We start from the raw sequence: 19,412 nt of genomic DNA, 5'->3' as shown, positions 1-19,412 counted from the left end.
TATTAAAACGTCGGCGTCTGTAAACACTTCCTTGCAATGGCATCTGAGACCGGTCGCTACAGTGCGTGGTGTGCTCGTAACGTTTACCGGGGAGGTTCGTTGATCGTCCCCTGCAGCTTATCACCCGAAAAATCGCTGCCGGCAGTTGTCCCGGTCTGGCTCCACACGAGGTAGTCGATCGTGTCCTGAACGAACTGGACCGACCCATCCCCCATCGCCATATTGGCGCCACTCGGATGTTCGCTCTTGAAGCTGTTGAAGAGGTAGTAGGCGTTGGGGATGCCGTCCTTGTAATTGCCCGGCGTATTGATCGGGGTCTGCGTGCCCGCCAAGGGCGTGTTGAGGCAGAAGACGCAATTGCGGTTGCTGTCGTCGGCGAGTGTCTCGCCCAGCATGTAGGTCTTCGATAAGCCGTCCTTAACCTTGCTGAACTTTACACCCTCGGGGTTCCGGCAGAACATTCCGACGCAAGCGCCGGACTGAACGCAATTGTCGGACCCAAAACAATCGGACGCATAGCTGGCCGGGTCGGGCGTTCCCCAGTTGCGTCCCATGCAGACGTCGGCCGCATTGTCAAAGGTGCAGAAGTCTTGGATGGTTGGCCCCAACGAGCCGATGTACGAGTTCCCCTGCGAGGCGGGCGGATTCTCGATCCCGAAGATCTTGATGGGCTGGAGATCGGCCGACAGCGCGGCGGAATTTGCCTTCATGGCGATCGAGAAGAACGGGTCGCTTGGGCAAAGCAACTCGGGAATCTGTACGGTAGCGGCGATGCCAACGTTCGTCGCCCGATCCGTCAGTACGCCATTCCCTGGCCAAGTTCCGGCAGCAGCCCCTTTTGTCATATTGAGCGAGTCGAAGACGCTCTGCTGCTCGATATAAGGCATGAGGGCGGTCATCCAGTTCCAGTAGACCTGGTCGCCGTTCTGCCAGAGACGGGCGTCGAAATAGTTAGGGTACCCCGACCCCCCCGGCGCACTGCCGTTGGTCGATTCGTAATTGTGCACCGCAATGGCTAGCTGGCGGAGCTGATTGGTGCATTGGGTGCGCCGAGCCGCTTCGCGGGCCGCCTGGACAGCCGGCAAGAGCAACGCGACCAGAATGCCGATGATCGCGATCACGACCAGCAGCTCAACGAGAGTGAATGCCAACCGCATTCGTGCCCGAGTGGCAAGAATCGTCTCAGTCGCCATCGCTCGACTCCTTTGCGTTGTTGTGTGGAGAGTTGTGAGCCACAGGGGCGGGACAGAGGAAGCCGCTTCACTCACCTTGCCCGTCGCCTGGTCGCCGTAGAAGCCGTTCATGGAAGCCAGGCGTGGGGGCTCGAATGGACTTGATCTTGGATAGCGTCTGTTTCTGTGATGAAGAGCCTCTTCCTCAATCCGCAAGGCAATGGGCAGATGCCGTGCCGCCACGTGGCGGCACGGCATGTCAGCTTGCCCCCCAACCCCGCATCAGTTCAAAGCACCCCGCCGACGGCTGGCGAACAAGCCTGCGGCGGCCAACACCAACACCAAAGCCGACGGCTCGGGCACGCTGAGGGTAAGCGACGTCGCCACGGCGCCGTAGTTAGACGCCCAAATCTTGTAGTCAGCCATGTCCACGAGGCCCGTGCTGTCGGCGAGCTCGTTGCCGTTGCCGTTGAGGTCAAAGCTTGTTCCGAGATTGTCGCGCCAGACGGTGTAGTCGCCGGCATTGACGATTCCGTCGTCGTTGAAATCGCCTAGCAATCCATCGAACGCAACGACGCTCAGCTCCCCGGTAGTGAAGAGGCTCGTCGTGTCCCAGGTCAGGTCCGCACCCAACCCCGGCACGAAGATGGAGTCAAAGGAGCCGCTAGCGGTCGCGAAGTCCAAGACGTTAAACACGTCGCCCAGTGAGGGATCCGGAGCCTGTCCGTCAAGCGTGAGATCGAGGGTTCCGCTGGCTTCAAGGTTTCCAGTGACGCTCAGAAGGTCGGAGTTCACAGGCGTTCCAAGGTCCAGCGATAGGGTAGACCCGCCGTCCATCGATACGTCGCCAGTGACCGTCAGGGTGGCGCCGATGATCTCCTGTACGGAGACCGACAGCCCGTCGTACCAGGCCCGGTTTCCGCCGCCCGTTGCGCTGCTTTCGTCGATGAACACCTCGATCTCACCCATCGCGTTGGCGGTGAACGTGCCAAGGCTTCCGGCGAGCATCGTTCGGTTTCCTTCCGTTGTTAGCACAAGCGTGGGGTAGGTCAGAGTCGAAGCGGCGACGCTATTGGCTGGCTCGTAAAGCGTCAGATTGCTCTCGGAATCTCCAGCGAGCACACGCCATCCCGAGCCGTCATTCCAGTAATTGACCCAGACCTCGTACTCCTGACTGGGCTGGAGTCCATCGACCGTGGTTACTAGGACGGGAGCCGAGTTGGGATTCGCTTCGCCGGTCTGACCTTGCAAGACACTGCCGCCGTTACCGAACGGGGAACGGGCGTTCCATTCCGGCTGATTGCCGAACACGTTGTTGATCGGAGTCAGAACTCCGCCACCCACCAACGTAGTGTTGCTGTCGACAGCGCCCCAGGAAGCATCGACATAGACCGCGTCCGACAGCGGCAAACCGGCGCCGCCGACGCGGATCGTCGATCCGCTACCCGCCGTGACATTGCCGCTGACCGTGCTGAGGTTGCCCGTCAGCATCTGCCCGTCGGCGAGCACGAGCGAGGGTTTGGCGGTAACGTCTAGCGTGCCGCCGTTAACCTCGATCATCGGAGAAGAGACCGCCGCCGAGGCGCCAATAGCGAGCGTGCCGGTGCCAACCTTGCTCAACGTCCCGTTGTTCGTGACGTTTGCGGTAAGGGTCGCCACGGAGTTCGGCCCGACGTTCACCGTCACCGCGCCTGAGGCGGAACCCGAGACCTCGTTGGTGATCGCCAGCGCGTCGTCACCCAGGCCACCGTTGACCAGGAAGGTGCCGCCGCCGGCGTTCACCGTGACGGGGCCGGAGAAACTCACCGCCGAGGCGGCGTTACCGGCGACAATGATGCTGCCGCCGTTGAAGGTCATCGGCTCAGCGACCGCCACGTTTTGGAAGTTGTACCAGATCGACCCACCGTTGAGCGTGGTCCCTGCATCAGCGGTTCCGAAGGCGGTCGGGGAGATGGGGAAAATGGTGCCGCCATTGATCGTCACGGGGCCGGTGTAGGTATTGACGCCATCGAGATTGGCGCCCGTTTGGAAGACAAGGGCGCCAGCGCCACTGATCTCGCCCGAGAACGTATGGGTTCCCCCGTTGATTTCGAGAGTCGTACCGGCGGCAAGACTGATGTCTCCCTCGAGGGTATTGGTGTTACCGAGAGAAACCGTGACGTCACCGGTCAGGTTGATCGGCGTCTGACCACCGAAGCCGTTCGTGCCGGTGAGCGTATAAGTGTTGCCTGTTGAGCTATTGAAAGTGACAACCGAAGGATAAACGTCCTCACCTGAGATATCGACCGTGCTGTTCGCACCAGCCGTGTCGTTGAACGTCACCTGATCGAGATCGAAGAAGACTTGGGGGCTACCGTCGGTCCAGTTCTGCGATGTGTTCTTGTTCCAAGCGGTTCCGTTGGCGCCCGTCCAGGTGAGGTTCCCCGCCGTGCCCGTCACGTCAAGGTTGACCGCGCCGCTCGTCGAGCTGATCGCCAGGGACTGGCGCGTCGTGAGCGGGTTGCCTAGAGAATCCAAGAACGCAGGCGTCAGACCGCTGACGTTGATCGCGCCGCCGCCGTGAGAGATCAGCGTGTACTGACCCGCAGCGAGGCTGCCTTCGGCCGCTACGACGCTCACCGTCATGTTCGGTGTTCCGCCGGCCGTGGTCAGGTTGCCGCTGACGCTGATGCGATCGCTATCACCGATTGTTGTGGTGTCACCCAACTCGAACTGCAAGGTGCCGCCACCACCGCCGCCGCCATTCATCACGACGCTGCCGTTGACGGTCAACGTGCCAACGCCGTCGTCGCCGGGGCTAACCAGGGCGTCGTCGAAAAGTGAGAGAGTTTGGGCCCTGATCGTCCCGGCGCCGGAGAAGAGTTGATCAACCTGCGTCGAGTAGTTGGAGAAGTGATCGACATCCAACACGGCCCCGCCGCGCACTTCGACCGGGCCCCAAAGCTCGCCGCCGTTCGCGCCGTTGGAGAGCACTTCCAGCGTACCCCCTTCGACGACGGTTCCCGCCTGCCAGTAGTCGCTCTGTAAGGTGCTGGCGGTCCCGATTGTCAGCGTTCCGGAGCCACGCTTGATGAGGCTCACGTTGTCTTCGGCGTTCGGCGCGCCGACGAACTGCTCCCCGCTGGCGTTGGTCTCGGCGTCGGTGATCCGGCCCGACAAGTTCGTATTGCCGGCGCCGGAGAAGACGTAAGCCACCGCCCCGCCGCCTCCTTCCGGGGCAGAGAGAGTGCCGCTGAGCGTCAGGGTTCCGGAAGTTGACTCGATGTTGTACTGCGCGCCGGTCGCCTCGCCCTTGATGTTGCCGGCCCACGAGTTGCTGCCCGCACTCGTCAGGTGCACTGCGTCGATTGCCGCGTTAGCCCGAGGACCGAGGACAAGAAACTCGCTCGCAATGTTCACTCCCCCGGTGAGGGCAAGCTTGCCCGTGTCTTCGACGCCGCCTAGCTCGTCGCCGCTGATGCGGGTCCGGGTCGCCAGCGTGCCGTCCGCCGTTCCCAAGGCGCCGCTATCACCGATGGCGAGCGTGCCCCCGTTGATGTCGATGGTTCCCGACATCGACTGGGCCCCGTTGAAGGTGACCGTTTCAGTCGTAAGCGAGTTGGCCAGGACGACCGCGCCGCTGCCAGAGATGTTCCCAGCAAACGCGCCGTTGTATCCCTCAACAAAACTCAACTCGCCAGCCGCGGCCAAGCTAACATCGCCCGGCAGGGCGCCGCTGCTGGCCAATTGCAGCGACCCTCCTAGGACGTTCGTCCCGCCCGTGAAGGTGTTCGTGCCCGACAGGATGAGGTTGTCTCCACCGCTCTTTACAAAGCCAGAAGAGCCGGTGATCGTCGCGCTGATCTCGTGCGTGCCGCCCCCGACCGAGATCTCCGAGTCGCCGCTCAGCGTCAGCGTTTGCGGACCGGCGATGAGGTAACGGTTGGGGTTGCTGATCGTCAGCTTGCTGAGGTTGATTCCGGGGGTGTCGAGAACAATGGTCGCCGGAGAATTCGCTGCGCTGAGGACGTTGCCCAGCAGAGCCTCGCCACCGCTGCTCGGCGCTCCGCCGTTCCAATTGCCGTTGTCGCTCCAATTGCCGCCGCCGTTGAAGGACCACGACACCGGCCCGCCGGCCAAACCGACGAAGGCGGCAGAGACATCGCCCTGGCCAAATCCGTTGCCGCCAAAGTCCCAAGTCAGAGTGTTCAGCCCCGCGACCCCCGTGGCCAACTCATCGGCAATGCCGGCGCCGATCGCGCCACCGCCGGTCGCGCCGTTGGCGTTCCCGACCCCGAAGAGCGACTGGACGCCCGTGGAAGTAAGCACTGATCCGTCAGCGTTGTTAACGCCAACAAAGCTCGTTATGAACCGATTGTCCGATGTCGTTGTTATCGAGGTCCCCGTCCCTAAGTCAGGGACGACCGACGTATCGACGTTGCTCAACTCGTAGATGAAGAAAGCCGAATTGGTGCTGCCGGCAGTGACATCGAATGAGAAGGATCCCGTGGCGGCTGGGTCGTAGAAGTAGAACAGAGACGTTCGACCATCTTGGACGAAGCCGTCCGCGGCCATGCCGCCAAACTGAATGCTGGAGGGCGTGTAGTTGTTGTCGATGTAGGTGCCGAAAACGAGTGCGTTTCCTGAACCCTGGAGCGAGTAGTCGACGCTCCCAGCGCCCCCCGACGAATCATAGCTACCGCTGTCCGTACCGGACACGATGATGACCGCCTGTGCAGGTGCGGCGCCCAACACTAAGCCCAACACCAAGCAAAGCAAAAAAGCTAATGTCGCTTTCATCAGGTTCATCCTGCTGCATCAGAGGAGAGGTCCAGATCAACGAAGAGAGGCCGAAGTACGGCTTACGGAATCCCTACGGTGGGTTCCTAGGCTTCATGAACTACAAGGCGTGCTACGGATGCTTTCTGCGAGCTGGAGCCGACCCGAGCCGTCAGCCTTTGCCGGCAGAGCACTGAACGCGCCTGTGGCCCATGAGGGGAGCTGGTTAACGATAAGAAAAGAGCGGAGTAGATAGCTTGCTAATCGAGGGCTTCAACGAACTTAGGAAGCATCACGAACAGACAAATCTTGAATAGTGGGTAACGAGAGCAGGCGTGGATGACTAGTTGGAATGCGATCGGTACATGCGAACGGTCCTCGAGTCGGATAATGCCAGCGTTGAACAGCTAGGAAGAGCGTTTAGCGGGGGGCGCCGTCGTGCCGCGTAGCACAAGCTGCTGCCTAACCACGGAATCTTCATCGGTTGCTTCTTCCGGCGACGCTATTCGGGCTACCAATCTCCTAGCGCCGATTGCGCCTATTTCGCTCGTGTCGAAACGAATGACGGTTAACGGCGGGGTCGTGAAGCGAGTCGCCGCGATGTCGTTGAAGGCGATCAGACTAAGGTCGGTTGGGACAGACACGCCGTGTGACCAGCAAGCGTGCATCAGTTCGAGCGCCTCCACGTGGCAATAGCAAATCACGGCAGTAGGGGCGTCTCCCGAGAGAAGTCGCTGCATGACATCGTCGGTGCTGCAACGCCAGACCTCGGCCTTGCGATCGTGGCCTGCTTCACGCATCGCTTGCTCGAAACCTTGCCGACGCTCATTGACGCTCACGTGATCGCGAATGGACTCATTCACGTAGAGCGCAATCCGTTTGTGTCCGAGCCCCAAGAGGTGCCGCGTCGCTAAACGTCCACCCGAAACATCGTCAGTCACCACATGCTGCAGCCCGCCGAATTTTTCGCCCAGCAAGATGGTCGGGAGCCGCCTCTCAAGCACGATTGGTTGGGCCGGCTCAGGAACATGCAGCAGAAACGCCAAGCCATCGACGGCCCCGCCAAGGACAAGTTCCTTCCAGTCGCCGGTTTCGGTAACCGGGACCAAACGAATGTCGTAGTTCTCTGTCTGCAGGGTCTCCGTGAACGACGTTGCAATCTCGTTCATCGGGTCTTCGAAGATCCACCTTGGGTTGGAATACAGGAGACCGATCGTGTGAGTTTTCCCCCTTGATAGAGCTCGCGCACGCCAATTCGGCTGGTAGCCGAGTTCCTCAGAGATGCGGAGAATCTCCCGCGACTTTCGGGCACTGCGCTCCTGAACACCCTTCACGTCACCGCGAAGAACACGAGCAACCGTGGAGGCGGAGACGCCAGCACGTTCGGCGATCTGATCGATCGTGACAGCCATAGAAAGCCAGTGAAGCCGGATTGGCTAGGGCGAAATGGCATCGCTGCCGTTTTCTGACAGCGACTCTCTTTTGGACAAGGTCGCGTGGCTCTTTACTCGATAAGGTTGCCTGGGAAGAGAGACGGCAGCGAATCCTACTGCGCGCCAACTCCCCTCACAACGTCCGAACTTATTGCCAGCCCGAGCGATTGTCAAGCGAATTCCCACCTATTGTGACAGCGGTGCCAGTTTTGCGTCGGCCGCGGCGACCGAGGGTCGCTGAGGTAGCCGTCGGGCGCCCTACTCAACGGGTCGCCACGGAAAATCGACCGGCTAGCGCCGATCGATCTCCCGTTGGCGCCGCTCGTTCGACGTCATCCCGTCGTGTGCAGGAAGTTAGTCCAGCACATCGATAGGTGTTCGTAGGTCGATTCGGCTACGGAATGCTCGGCGAGTCGTAAGTTGCTGCTGATGACGGCCCGATTGTCACGAGCGACGGCGCGAGATTGCATGCGTGGCCTAGACAGCCATCGGATCTGAGTGCGTTAGACTGGCTTCCCTCACGTTGCGACGCGCTCGTAGTTTCTACAAAGCGCCGCCGTGCCGAGTTCGGCAGACAACTTGCTCATCGTGGCTTGGCGGCTCATCATCGTCTGACCAGACGCCGGTTGGTGGCAAAGCGTCCCTCCGCTGGTAGGGCGTCTGCTCATCGTGACAGTTGCCTCATTCAGGAACGATTCCGTCGAAAGTGAGCGATGACGAAGGCGACGAAGCGGCTCAGGCGCTCGCGCCGTAGCGAGCCGATCCATCGCTCGACGCAGGCGTTTTAATTCGGCGCCCGCGGCGCGGTCGGAGAGACCCGGAGAGAGGGGAAGGTATCACTTCCTTTTGTTCAAACGCGGAATCGTGACGTTGGAGGCAGCGAAGCCTGGAGTTGGAGACAGCCAAGGAAGTAAGCGACGACAAGGTCACGCCCCCCTGCGAGCATTGGTGCTGCTTTTCAAGAAACCTCATCTCACGAGGAAACGGAACATGTTGAACAAGTTTTCGATTGCCCTATTGGTGCTCTCTGTCTCAACCCTTGTCGCATCCCTCGCCGGCGCCACCCGTGCGCAGGCGACCGAGGAGGCATCCGCGCCCGACTCGGCCGAAGCGGATTCTGGCCAAGCGGATTCTGGCCAGGACGAAGCCGCCGGGCAGGATTCCGCCGACGCTCGGCCGGCGAGGCGTAACGGACGCCGCGGCGGGCCTGGATTTGGTGGCCCGATTGAGTTGGGCCCCGACGACAAGCCCGCGTTTGACGACCCACCTGCTGATTTCAAGAAGGTCCGTGACAACATCCCGCACGGCAAGCTGGAGATGATCCCGTACGACTCGAAAAGCGTCGGCACAAAGCGGAACATGAACGTGTACACGCCGCCCGGCTACACGACCGACAAGAAGTACCCCGTGCTCTACCTGCTGCACGGCATCGGCGGCGACGAAACCGAGTGGCAACGCTTCGCCACGCCCGGCGTGATCCTTGACAACTTGATTGCCGACGGAAAAGCCGAGCCGATGATCATCGTGATGCCGAATGGCCGCGCCCAGAAGAACGACCGGGCCGAGGGCAACGTGTTCGGTTCGGCGCCCTCCTTTGCGGAGTTCGACAAAGACCTGCTGAACGACGTCATTCCGACAATCGAGTCGCGATATTCGGTCGCCGCGGACCGCGAACACCGCGCCCTGGCCGGGCTCTCGATGGGCGGTGGGCAATCGCTCAACTTTGGCCTTGGCAACCTCGACACCTTCGCATGGGTCGGCGGGTTTTCCTCCGCCCCCAACACCAAGCCCGCGGAACAGCTGGTCTCCGACCCGGCCGCGGCGCGTGAGAAGCTCAAGCTGCTCTGGCTCGCCTGCGGCAACAAAGACGGCCTAATCCGCATCAGCCAAGGCGTGCACGCCTACCTCAAAGAACACGACGTGCCGCACGTCTGGCACGTGGACTCGTACGGTCACGACCCGACCGAGTGGAGCAATAACCTCTACCTGTTCGCGCAGCGACTTTTCAAGTAGTCGCGGCGACTCCGCAAGCGCGGTGTTCGAGTAGGGGACGGTCAAGGGCGAATCGACTAGCGTCCCGCCGTCGCTGCACCCTGAAGGCCGTTCTTTTCTCGGAGGAACCGTCGTGAGGGCGTCTGCTGACAATTCGCCCACCGAGAGCGATCGGCCTCGGAACGAAAAAACCCCGGGAAATACAACGATTTCCCGGGGTTCTGCTGAGAGGCGTCGGTGGGAGTCGAACCCACGATGTCGGATTTGCAATCCGATGCCTTAGCCACTTGGCTACGACGCCTTTGGGCCTGCTGCTCGCCTAGCGGCGCCAGCAGGATCTCTTGGTCTGCCGGCCGCCTAGCGGCGCCAGCAGGTCGCGACGGCAGTGACGCTCGACGCGGTTGTGAGAATGGTATCGGCCTCGCCGACCCCTCACTAAAGCCGAACCTACGAGATTGGCGGGGGATGGTCAACCTGTACCGGTTGTAGGGGCCCTCCCCTGTCCTGGAAAAGCCGTCGTCACGCCCTTGGGCTTCCAGCCGCGCACGCAGTAAGCGGACCGGCTGGCATACCGAAACGGGCTCCAATGCCGGCGTTCCGAAACGCGCTGCGGGCCGGTCCGCTTACTTCGTGCGCGGCTAGAGACGCAATTCTTGATGGGGCGTCCGTACGTAGGTCCTTGGGAAGACGCGCCCCCCCAGGAGGACGTGGGCCCCGGAATGACGCTGGCGCCGGTTCTGTCGGTCCTGCGGGCCGGCGGCGACCGGTTGGACGGGAGACGCCAGGGGCGACGATTCTCACGGCAGCCGAATGGATTCGGCGCGTCCCTCGACCCACTTAGACGACGGAGCCGTCGCCATGCGTATTCGCCTCGCCTCGCTGACCCTCGCCGCGGCCGCCTTGCTGATGGGCGACGTCGCCCCCGCGCAGGTGACGCTCGACCCGGGCCCCGTGGGCGCCCCGTCGGTCGAACGCCCCGAGTACGCCGGCCGCATCGGTAAGATGACACCGATGGAGATCATCCAGCAGAAGGCGCAGATGAAGGCCGCCCAGCGCGCCGGCCGGATCGCCACCCGCGAATGGTACGGCTACTCGCAGGCCCGCCCGACAACGGCCGCCACGCCGTTCGGCGGCCAGTACGGCGCGCAGTTCAACGGCTACACGATGGGCCGGCCCGATTCGTACTACGCCACCGGGCCGGTGCTGGTGTTCGCCCGCTGAAGCGGGGTGAGGCTGCAGGCTTGAGACTTGAAGGTTGGCGTGGCGACCGGGTACGGCACGCAGCGAAGCCCTCACACCTCAAGCCTCAGGTCTCAAGCCGACGGCGTGCGGATCACCAGCAGACGCTCTTCGGTCATGTCGGCCATCGCGTAGCGGATGCCTTCTCGGCCGAGGCCGGAGTCTTTGACGCCGCCGTAGGGCATGTTGTCGACGCGCCAGCTCGGCACGTCGCCGATGACGACGCCGCCCACTTCGAGCGTGTCCCACGCCTTCTGGATCTTGTACCAGTCGCGGGTGAAGACGCCCGCCTGGAGGCCGAACTTGCTGTCGTTCGTCTGGGCGAGCGCCGCGTCGTACGAGCTGAACTTGCTGAGCACGGCGACCGGTCCGAAGGCTTCCTCGGTGCAGACGTCTTCGCTGGGGGGAACGTCCTCCAGGAGCGTCGCTTCGAGCATGGCGCCCTCTCGTCCGCCGCCGCAGAGGAGCTTGCCGCCCGCTTTGACGGCCGACTGGATCCAGCCGTCGAGCCGCTTGGCCTCGCCCTCGCTGATCATCGGGCCGATGAAGGTGTCTTCGTTCTTGGGGTCGCCGGCGATCAGCTTCTTGGTGGCGGCGACGAGCTTCGTCTTGAGCTCGTCGTAGACCGACTCGTGGATCAGGATGCGCTGCACGCCGATGCAGCTCTGGCCCGATTGGTAAAAGGCGCCGATGACGAGGCGGCCGACCGCGTCTTCCAGATCGGCGTCCTCATCGACGATGCAGGCCGCGTTGCCGCCGAGTTCGAGGATCACCGGCTTCTTGCCGGCGCGGGCCTTGAGGTCCCAGCCGACGCCGGGCGAGCCGGTGAACGACAACAGCTTGAGGCGCTCGTCGGTCGTGAACAGGTCGGCGCCGTCACGGTGGCACGGCAGGATGCTGAAGGCGCCGGCCGGCAGGTCGGTCTCGGCCAGCACCTCGCCAATCAACAGCGCGCCGATCGGCGTGCGGCTCGCCGGCTTGAGGACGAAGGGGCAGCCCACGGCGAGCGCCGGCGCCACTTTGTGCGCGGCCAGGTTCAGCGGGAAGTTGAACGGCGAGATGAACGAGCACGGCCCGATCGGCACCCGCTGCACGAACCCGCGGTAGCCCTTCGCCCGGGCCGAAATCTCGAGGTTGGGGATGTCGCCGTCGATGCGGACCGACTCCTCCGCGGCGATCCGAAACGTGTCGATCAGGCGGGACACTTCGCCCCGCGAATCCTTGATCGGCTTGCCCGCCTCGATGCAGAGGGCCATCGCCAGCTCGTCGAAACGCTCCTTGAAGCGATCGACGCAGTGCTGCAGCACCGCCTGCCGCTCGTAGGGCCGCATCTGACGCATCGGCTCGGTCGCCTCGACCGCCGCGGCGATGCCCCGGTCGATGTCGCTAGCGGACGCCATCGCGACCTTGGTGGCCACCTCGCCGGTGTACTTGTCGGTCACCTCCAGGTCGGCGTTGGGCGACTCGGGCTTGTTGGCGAGGTAGAAGGGGTATTTGTCTTTGAGCATTTTGGATTCACCGCGGAGACGCGGAGGACGCGGAGTTGATGATCGTGAGGTCACTGCTAGTTGCAATTACTAGCGATTGACCGGTGGGAGAGAAGCCGAAAGCTCGAACTTCTCGTTCTACAGCCAGTTTGGCAAACGCTGTTTGGTTGTCATAAATCCATCCTCCTGGACCACCCAGCAATAGCGATGAATCGGGCCAGTCAAGGTCCAGACGCTGGGCCCACCAGCCGTCCCTACCAGAACTAACCAATCCCCCGCCGTGAAGTCCGGAGAGTCGAATTTGAGTTCCGCACAGAGAGCCTATCCCTGTCGCGATAAGACGTTGCTCGTCATACCACTCTTGGCACGGTTCATCGCTATTTCGATCAATAAGTGTGCCCGTTAAGCAATCAAATAACCCTCGTCCTGCGAACGACACGACAAGTAAGAGATCCGAATCGTCGGCGAACCCTACTTCAGTCAGTCCACCAATGGGGTAGGAGACGCAAACGGACCAAGGGGCAGGCGGCGAACCTATCATTGCAGAGCGAACTCGATTGCGTACCAGTTCAAGATGATCTCTACCAGAAGCGCTACTGCCATCCGAATCCCTCCTCAACCAATGTTTCATTGCCCGGAAGGCCATTTTTGTCTCACTAACGTCCAAGGTCTCGACGGAGCTTGTCTAGCGACGATGAGTTGCTGTTCGTCGTCTGCACTTGTTCAAGTGCCGAAAGCAATCGCTGGCCGTTCTTTGGCGACCGCAAGAGATGAACCGTTTCCACTAAGCCGCTCAGCTCGGATGCAGCGATCATCGCCACAGCTTCTTTGCCGCGGCGGTTGATAATCACGACTTCTTGATTGAGGACGACCTCATCGAGCAACGAGGCAAAGCGGACGCGGGCATCGGAGTAGCTGGTTTCGATAGCCATGATGAACTCCATTGATTCGTACAGCACTACTGCACGCGGACTCCGACCTCGTCAACTTCGAAACGCCAACTCTTGTAGGAGGCGTCTCCAGACGCCGATTACGGACTCTTAAGCCTTAAACGGCATGGTGCGCGTAATCGGGGTCTGGAGACCCCTCCTACAGTCGCTTCGCTTCTTTGTTCCTTAGTTACTTTGTGGTGAATCTCTACAAAGCTGCCGCCAGCTTCGGGATCTCTTCGTTCAGCAGCGGCACGTTCACCGAGTAATCGACCGGGCAGTCGATCACGTCGACGCCCGGCGTGTCGCGGCACTTTTTGAGCAGGGGCCGCAGCGCTTCGGTCGATTCGACGCGGTGGCCGCGGGCGCCGTACGCCTCGGCCAGTTTGACGAAGTCGGGGTTCGTGAAGTCGAGGCCGTAGTTGGTCATCCCCTCGGCCTCTTGCTTCCACTTGATCATGCCGTACCCCGAGTCGTTGAGGATCAGCACCACGAGGTTGAGCTTCAGGCGGACGGCGGTCTCAAGCTCTTGCTCGTTCATGAGGAAGCCGCCGTCGCCGCAGATCGCCATGACGAAGCGGTCGGGGTGGACCATCTGGGCCGCCATCGCCGCGGGGAGGCCCGCGCCCATGCTCGCCAGAGCGTTGTCGAGCAGCACGGTGTTCGGCTGGTGCGCGTCGAAGTTGCGGGCGAACCAGATCTTGTACATGCCGTTGTCGAGCGACAGGATGCCGTCATCGGGCGTGACAGCCTGCACCTCGGCGACGAGCCGCGCCGGGGTGAGCGGGAAGCGGTCGTCGTCGGCGTGGGCCTCTTGGTTCTGCTCTAGCGCGAACTTCACCTCTTGGAACCGTTTGAAGTCCCAGTCGGCCTGCGGGCGGACTTCGTTCCCGAGGCGCCAGACGCTGTGGGCGACGTCGCCGACGACCTCGACCTGCGGGAAGTAGACCGGGTCGACCTCGGCGGTGGTGAAGTTGACGTGGATCACCTTGACGCCGCCGGGGGTCATGAAGAACGGCGGCTTCTCCACCACGTCGTGGCCGACGTTGATGATCAGGTCGGCCGCGTCGATGGCCCGGTGGACAAAGTCGTTCGACGAAAGGGCCGCGGTGCCGAGACAGAGCTCGTGGGTGTCTTCGATGACGCCCTTGCCCATCTGCGTCGTAAAGAACGGGATGCCGGTCTGGTGGATGAAGCGGCGGAGCATCTTGCAGCAGAGCCGGCGGTTGGCGCCGGCGCCGACGAGCAGCAGCGGCCGCTTGGCCTTCTCGATCAAGCCGGTGGCGATGCGGATCGACTTGTCGTCGGCCGCCGGGCGGCGGACCTTGCTCGCCTCCATGACGTGGGCGTCGGACGGGTCCTTGGCGATGTCCTCGGGCAGTTCCAGATGAACGGCGCCGGGGCGCTCTTCCTCGGCGACGCGGAACGCTTCGCGGACCCGCGACGGGACGTTGTCGGCCGACACGATCTGGCGGGTGTACTTCGTCAGCGGCCGCATCATGTCGACGATGTCGACGATCTGGAAATGTCCCTGCTTGCTGGTCTTGATCGGCTTCTGACCGGTGATCATCAGCATCGGCATCGCGCCGAGCTGGGCGTACGCGGCGGCGGTGACGAGGTTCGTCGCCCCCGGCCCGAGGGTCGAGAGGCAGACGCCCGCCTTGCCGGTGAGCCGCCCGTAGGTCGCCGCCATGAAGCCGGCGGCCTGTTCGTGGCGGGTGAGGACGAGCTTGATCGAGCTGCGTGACAGCGAGTCGAGCAGGTCGAGATTCTCTTCACCGGGGATGCCGAAGATGTACTCGACGCCCTCGGCTTCGAGGGCGCGGACGAAAAGATCCGAAGCTTTCATAGCCATTCCTTTGCGACACGGGTCCCTAAAGACTCACGCAAAGGCGCGGAGGCGCAAAGGGGAGTTGGCGAAGGATCGCGGTATTTTGCACGCCTTTGCGTCTTTGCGCCTTGGCGTCAGGACCTTTTTCGCTTCGGAGTTAGGTCGAAACCCGGAGCATCGTCTTGAGGAACCACGCCGCGAAGGGCGTCAGCTTCGTACGGCTGTAGAGGTCGCCGACCTTGCGGATCGCCTCGGCCTGGGTCGGATAGGGGTGGATGCTGGCGGCGATCTTGCCGAGTCCCACGCCGTTCGTCATGGCGATCGAGAGCGAGCCGATCAGGTCGCCGGCGTTCTCCGCGACGATCGTGGCGCCAACGATGCGGTCGGTCCCGCGGGCGACATGGATCTTGACGAAGCCCTCCGTCTGGCCGTCGAGGATCGCCCGGTCGACGTGCTCTAGGTCCTGACGGAACGTCGTGATCGCAACGCCCTTCGCTTCCGCCTCTTTCTCGGTGAGGCCGACGTGGGCCAGCTCGGGCGAGGTGTAGGTGGCCCAGGGGATGACGAGCGAGCTCGCCTTGCGCTTGCCGAAGCCGAGCGGCGTGAAGAGGGCGTTCGCCACCACCGCCCGCGCCATGAAGTCGGCGGCGTGCGTGAACTTGTAGGGGGAGCAGATGTCGCCCGCCGCGTAGACCTTCGGGTTGGTCGTCTGAAAATAGTCGTTGACCTTCACGCCCTGTTTGCCGTCGTACTCGACGCCGACTCTCTCCAGGCCAAGGCCCTCGACGTTCGGCGCCCGGCCGACCGCGACGAGCAGCTTGTCGACGACGACGTTGTATTCGCCGCCGGCTGCCGTGATCCGGACGCGGTCCCCTTCGGGCGACAGTTGCACGCTCTTGCCGTGGCCATAGATCCGGACGCCGTCCGCTTCGAGCGACCGCTGCACGATCTGGGCCGCGTCTTCGTCTTCGCGGGGCAGAACCCATGGGTCGGCGTTGACGAGGTGGACCTCGCTGCCAAAGCGGGCGAACGCCTGGGCCAGCTCGCACCCAATCGGCCCGGCGCCGATCACGCCGAGCGACCTCGGCAACTCGGTCAGCGAGAAGACCGATTCGTTGGTCAGGTAGGCGACGCGGTCGAGCCCGGCGATCGGCGGCGCGGCGGCGCGGGCGCCGGTGGCGAGCACCCCCTTCTTGAAGCGGAGCGTCTGGTCGGCGACGCGCACCGCATCGCCGCCGGTGAACTCCGCGGCGCCGAGGTAAACATCGACCCGCTTCTCATCGCGGAACCGCCGGGCCGAGTCAGCCGGGCTGATGTCGGCGCGGAGCCGCCGCATGCGTTCCATCACTTGGCCGAAATCGACACGCACCTCGCCATCAACGTGGACGCCGAACTCGCCGGCCCGCCGCACGGCGTGGGCGGCGCGGGCGGCGCTGAGGAGGCCCTTCGACGGCACACAGCCGATGTTCAAGCAGTCGCCCCCCATCAAATGGCGTTCCACCAGCGCGACCTTCGCCCCCAATCCGGCCGCCACCGCCGCCGAGACCAGCCCCGCCGTCCCGGCGCCGATCACCACCAGATCGTACGGCCCGCTCGGCGTGGGATTCGTCCAATCGAGCGGATGGACGTGCGACTCCAACCGCTGGTTATGGGCGTCGTACGGCTGCAGTTCGATGGAAGGCATGAGCCGAAGTGGGAAGTTGGATGTGGGAAGTGGGAGGTGAGCCGGAAGCGTCAGCGCCCGGAGTGAACCCGTATCACGCTTCAACCACGGGTTCGGCGGCCGAGGGAGCCACCTCCGACAGCGCCCGCTTCGCGATCCGCGTCACGAAGACCGTCACTGCGACCGTTGCGATGAGGCCGACGACCAGCAGCGCTTGCCGGGCGGCGCCCCCTTCGACCTTGCCGGTGAGCAGGTCGGTCAGGTTCCCCGTCGCGGCGCCGAGGTAAACGTACAGCACCGTGGCGGGAAGCATGCCGATCCAACTGGCGAAGAAGTAGTCCCTCAGCGACACCGGCGTGGCGCCATAAAGGTAGTTGAGCGCGTTGAAAGGGAACGCCGGCGAGAGCCGCGTCAGCAGGACGATCTTCCAGCCCTGGCGGGCGACCGCGCTGTCAATCGCCGCGAAGCGAGGGTTGCGTTTGGCGAGGCCTTCGACGAAGTCCCGCGCCGCATAACGCCCGATGAGGAAGGCGAGCGTCGCACCGAGCACGCTGCCGACCGACGCGACGCAAGTACCTAGCGCCACGCCAAACAGGTAGCCGGCGGTGAGTGTGAGGATCAGCCCCGGGACCATCAGCACCGTGGCGACAACGTAGACGACCGCCAACAGAGCGGGCCCCCAAAACTCAAGACCACGCAAATACTCCAAGAAGCCGGACAGCCACTCGCTGACGGGGAGAAGGCGAATGGCCGCGGCGAGTCCAACGAGCAGTGCGACCAACGCGGCGAGCTTCCAAGTCTTTGCGTGCATCATCGACGTGGCTGGTCGTTGCCGGGGGCGGGGCGGGGTCACCATAACTTGCCCTGGTGCGTCACGCCCGTCGTAGCGGTTACCCTGGAAGCCCGGGAGTCGGCCATGACGGTGACATGGGTTACAGTCTGGTACGCCCCCTCCCGTTCCGAAACCTCCCCTCCCTATGCCCCGACTGATCGCCATCGGCGACATCCACGGCTGCAGCGCCGCCCTCCGGGCGCTGCTGGAGGTGATCGATCTGCAGGAGGAGGACCGCCTCGTGACACTGGGCGACTACGTCGATCGGGGGCCCGATTCGCGGGGCGTGCTCGACACGCTGCTAGAGATCGACGCCTCGGGGAGGCTCATCCCGCTGCTGGGCAACCACGAAGAGATGATGCTCGGCGCCCTGCGGGGGTCTTACCCACGGAACCTGTGGCTGCACCACGGCGGCGTCGCGACGCTCGACTCGTACGGCTTTGTCGGCGACCTCTCGGTGATTCCACAGGAGCACCTCGACCTGCTCGACCGCTGTCTGCCTTACTACGAAGCGGACGAGGTCTTCTTCACGCACGCCAACTACGTGGCGGACGAGCCACTCGACCGCCAGCCCGTCGAGGCCCTCCGTTGGCAGAGCCTCCAGGAACACTTCCCCGCCGAGCACGTCTCGGGCAAGCGGGCGATTGTCGGTCATTCCTCCCAGAAAGGTGGTGAGGTCCTCGACGGGGGCTACCTCTGGTGCCTCGACACCTACTGCCACGGCGGCGGGTGGCTCACGGCCTGCGACGCCGCGACGGGGCAGATGTGGCAGGCCTCGGCAAACGGGCGCCTTCGGAACCACTCTGACGAGTGAAGTCGGCTGTAATCGGACGGATCCCAACCAATCCCAAAGAGGACATCCATGACCCGGTAGTACTCCGCTCGGGTCGCTTGCCTCGTCAACGCCTCGGAGGGGGGTGCAAGATTGCATCGGTCCACATTTCGCTTCGGTTTCATGTAGATCGTTGCGGCTTCCCCCGATTGATTAAGTGGGGCAGATGCCGACCCGTCGTTTCCTATGCCGAGTGCTAAGGACCGGCGGGTCGGTGCTTTTAAGAGCTGGTGCTATTAGCGACGCCCGCAACTTTCGCACGGCAGGGGCGGAAGTTGTGGGGCGTCGCCGCCGGGCCTAGACTCGGTCGGTGCCCGACACAACTCCCCCGCCGCAAGACCGCCGCAGCCGCCATCGCTTTGCCTGGGGCCGGATCGCGGCGCCCGCCGTCGTCGCCTTGCTCGCCCTGGCGGGGTGGGAAGCGCTGATCCAACTGCGGGGAGTGCCCACTTACGTCGCCCCCGCGCCGACGGCGGTCGCCGAAGCGCTGGTCCAGCAGTGGCCGACCCTCGGGCCGGCTTGGCTGGTGACGGTCCGCACCATGGCGTTGGCGCTCGCCGCCGCGGTGGCGGGGGGCCTGCTGCTGGCGGTGGCGTTCTCGCTGTCGCCCCTCATCGAACTGAGTCTTTTCCCCTACGCCGTCGCCCTCCAGGTGACGCCGCTCGTGGCGATGGCGCCGCTGCTGATGCTGTGGATCCCCCAGACGCAGGTCGTGCTGTTGGTCTGCGCCTGGATCGTCGCGTTCTTCCCGATCCTCGCCAGCACGACCGTCGGACTGCGGAGCGCCGACCCCGGGCTCCGCGACCTCTTTGACCTCTACGGGGCGACGCGTTGGCAGCGGCTGTGGCTGCTGTTGACGCCGACCGCCCTCCCCTACTTCCTCACCGGGCTACGGACCGCGGTCAATCTGAGCCTGGTCGGGACGGTGGTCGCCGAGTTCGTGACCGGGGCCAGCGGCAAGCAGTCGGGCCTCGCCGCCGCGGTGTTCGAGGGGCAGTACCGCCTCGACACGCCGCTGATGTTCGCCGCCCTGGGGCTGATCGCCCTGACCGGGATCGCCGGCTACTTCGCGACCCACCTGCTCAGCCGCTGGCTGCTAGCCGGCTGGCACGAATCGACGCTGTAGTACGAAACCACCAGCGCTCGACAGCAGCATGTGTCTTCGAGAGCCGCAAGCGTCAGCGCCCGGAGTCGCGCCGGGTACCCGCTTCGACTCCGGGCGCTGACGCTGACGGCTCCCCACC

At 63.5% G+C, this 19,412-nt stretch carries 13 protein-coding genes and 1 tRNA gene; 4 read left to right on the top strand and 10 right to left on the bottom strand.

The features are described 5' to 3' along the window. Positions 1-83 precede the first annotated feature (83 nt). The 4 genes from Pla108_RS05955 to Pla108_RS20865 form a co-directional block, all read right to left on the bottom strand. Positions 84-1,157, bottom strand: a complete 1,074-nt coding sequence (locus Pla108_RS05955) for a DUF1559 family PulG-like putative transporter (RefSeq protein ID WP_390615419.1) — start codon at positions 1,155-1,157, stop codon at positions 84-86. A 297-nt stretch (positions 1,158-1,454) separates the two neighbouring features. Further along, positions 1,455-5,951, bottom strand: coding sequence for a beta strand repeat-containing protein (locus Pla108_RS05950; protein WP_197526280.1), 4,497 nt, complete (start codon positions 5,949-5,951; stop codon positions 1,455-1,457). A gap of 386 nt (positions 5,952-6,337) precedes the next feature. Continuing rightward, positions 6,338-7,342, bottom strand: a complete 1,005-nt coding sequence (locus Pla108_RS05945) for a LacI family DNA-binding transcriptional regulator (RefSeq protein WP_146443951.1) — start codon at positions 7,340-7,342, stop codon at positions 6,338-6,340. Between the two features lie 353 nt (positions 7,343-7,695). Next, the gene (locus Pla108_RS20865) at positions 7,696-7,833 is read right to left on the bottom strand and encodes a hypothetical protein (RefSeq protein ID WP_197526279.1); all 138 of its coding nucleotides are present in this window, start codon (positions 7,831-7,833) and stop codon (positions 7,696-7,698) included. 520 nt (positions 7,834-8,353) lie between these two features. Between Pla108_RS20865 and Pla108_RS05940 the strand changes: the two genes are divergently transcribed. Continuing rightward, entirely contained in the window at positions 8,354-9,376 is a 1,023-nt protein-coding gene (locus Pla108_RS05940; protein WP_146443950.1) for an alpha/beta hydrolase, read from the top strand. Positions 9,377-9,584: 208 nt separating this feature from the next. Here Pla108_RS05940 and Pla108_RS05935 read toward each other — a convergent pair. Continuing rightward, a tRNA-Cys gene (locus tag Pla108_RS05935) sits at positions 9,585-9,656 on the bottom strand. Positions 9,657-10,213: 557 nt separating this feature from the next. Between Pla108_RS05935 and Pla108_RS05930 the strand changes: the two genes are divergently transcribed. Beyond that, positions 10,214-10,576 carry a hypothetical protein gene (locus tag Pla108_RS05930; RefSeq protein WP_146443949.1) on the top strand — a complete coding sequence of 121 codons (363 nt, stop codon included), beginning with the start codon at positions 10,214-10,216 and terminating at the stop codon, positions 10,574-10,576. A gap of 92 nt (positions 10,577-10,668) precedes the next feature. Here the strand turns inward: Pla108_RS05930 and Pla108_RS05925 are convergent, their stop codons facing one another. From Pla108_RS05925 to Pla108_RS05905, 5 genes are all read right to left on the bottom strand, one after another. Continuing rightward, positions 10,669-12,102 (bottom strand): aldehyde dehydrogenase family protein, encoded by a 1,434-nt coding sequence (locus Pla108_RS05925; RefSeq protein WP_146443948.1) that lies wholly within the window; start codon positions 12,100-12,102, stop codon positions 10,669-10,671. Between the two features lie 635 nt (positions 12,103-12,737). Then, complete coding sequence (locus Pla108_RS05920; protein ID WP_197526278.1) at positions 12,738-13,025, bottom strand: type II toxin-antitoxin system Phd/YefM family antitoxin; 288 nt, start codon at positions 13,023-13,025, stop codon at positions 12,738-12,740. Positions 13,026-13,218: 193 nt separating this feature from the next. Next, positions 13,219-14,859 carry an acetolactate synthase large subunit gene (locus tag Pla108_RS05915; RefSeq protein ID WP_146443946.1) on the bottom strand — a complete coding sequence of 547 codons (1,641 nt, stop codon included), beginning with the start codon at positions 14,857-14,859 and terminating at the stop codon, positions 13,219-13,221. 139 nt (positions 14,860-14,998) lie between these two features. After that, the gene (locus Pla108_RS05910) at positions 14,999-16,525 is read right to left on the bottom strand and encodes a mercuric reductase (RefSeq protein WP_146443945.1); all 1,527 of its coding nucleotides are present in this window, start codon (positions 16,523-16,525) and stop codon (positions 14,999-15,001) included. 73 nt (positions 16,526-16,598) lie between these two features. Continuing rightward, positions 16,599-17,318 carry a TVP38/TMEM64 family protein gene (locus tag Pla108_RS05905; protein WP_146443944.1) on the bottom strand — a complete coding sequence of 240 codons (720 nt, stop codon included), beginning with the start codon at positions 17,316-17,318 and terminating at the stop codon, positions 16,599-16,601. Positions 17,319-17,481: 163 nt separating this feature from the next. Here Pla108_RS05905 and Pla108_RS05900 point away from each other — a divergent pair, with 163 nt between their 5' ends. Beyond that, positions 17,482-18,150 (top strand): metallophosphoesterase family protein, encoded by a 669-nt coding sequence (locus Pla108_RS05900; protein ID WP_146443943.1) that lies wholly within the window; start codon positions 17,482-17,484, stop codon positions 18,148-18,150. 328 nt (positions 18,151-18,478) lie between these two features. Beyond that, positions 18,479-19,294: an ABC transporter permease gene (locus tag Pla108_RS05895; RefSeq protein ID WP_146443942.1), complete on the top strand. Its 816-nt coding sequence runs from the start codon at positions 18,479-18,481 to the stop codon at positions 19,292-19,294. Positions 19,295-19,412 lie beyond the last annotated feature (118 nt).

It is taken from the genome of Botrimarina colliarenosi, from assembly GCF_007859955.1.
Taxonomy (GTDB): Bacteria; Planctomycetota; Planctomycetia; order Pirellulales; family Lacipirellulaceae; genus Botrimarina; species Botrimarina colliarenosi.
The sequence above is the reverse complement of the archived record's forward strand: the minus strand, read 5'-3'. Positions and strand labels throughout refer to the sequence as shown.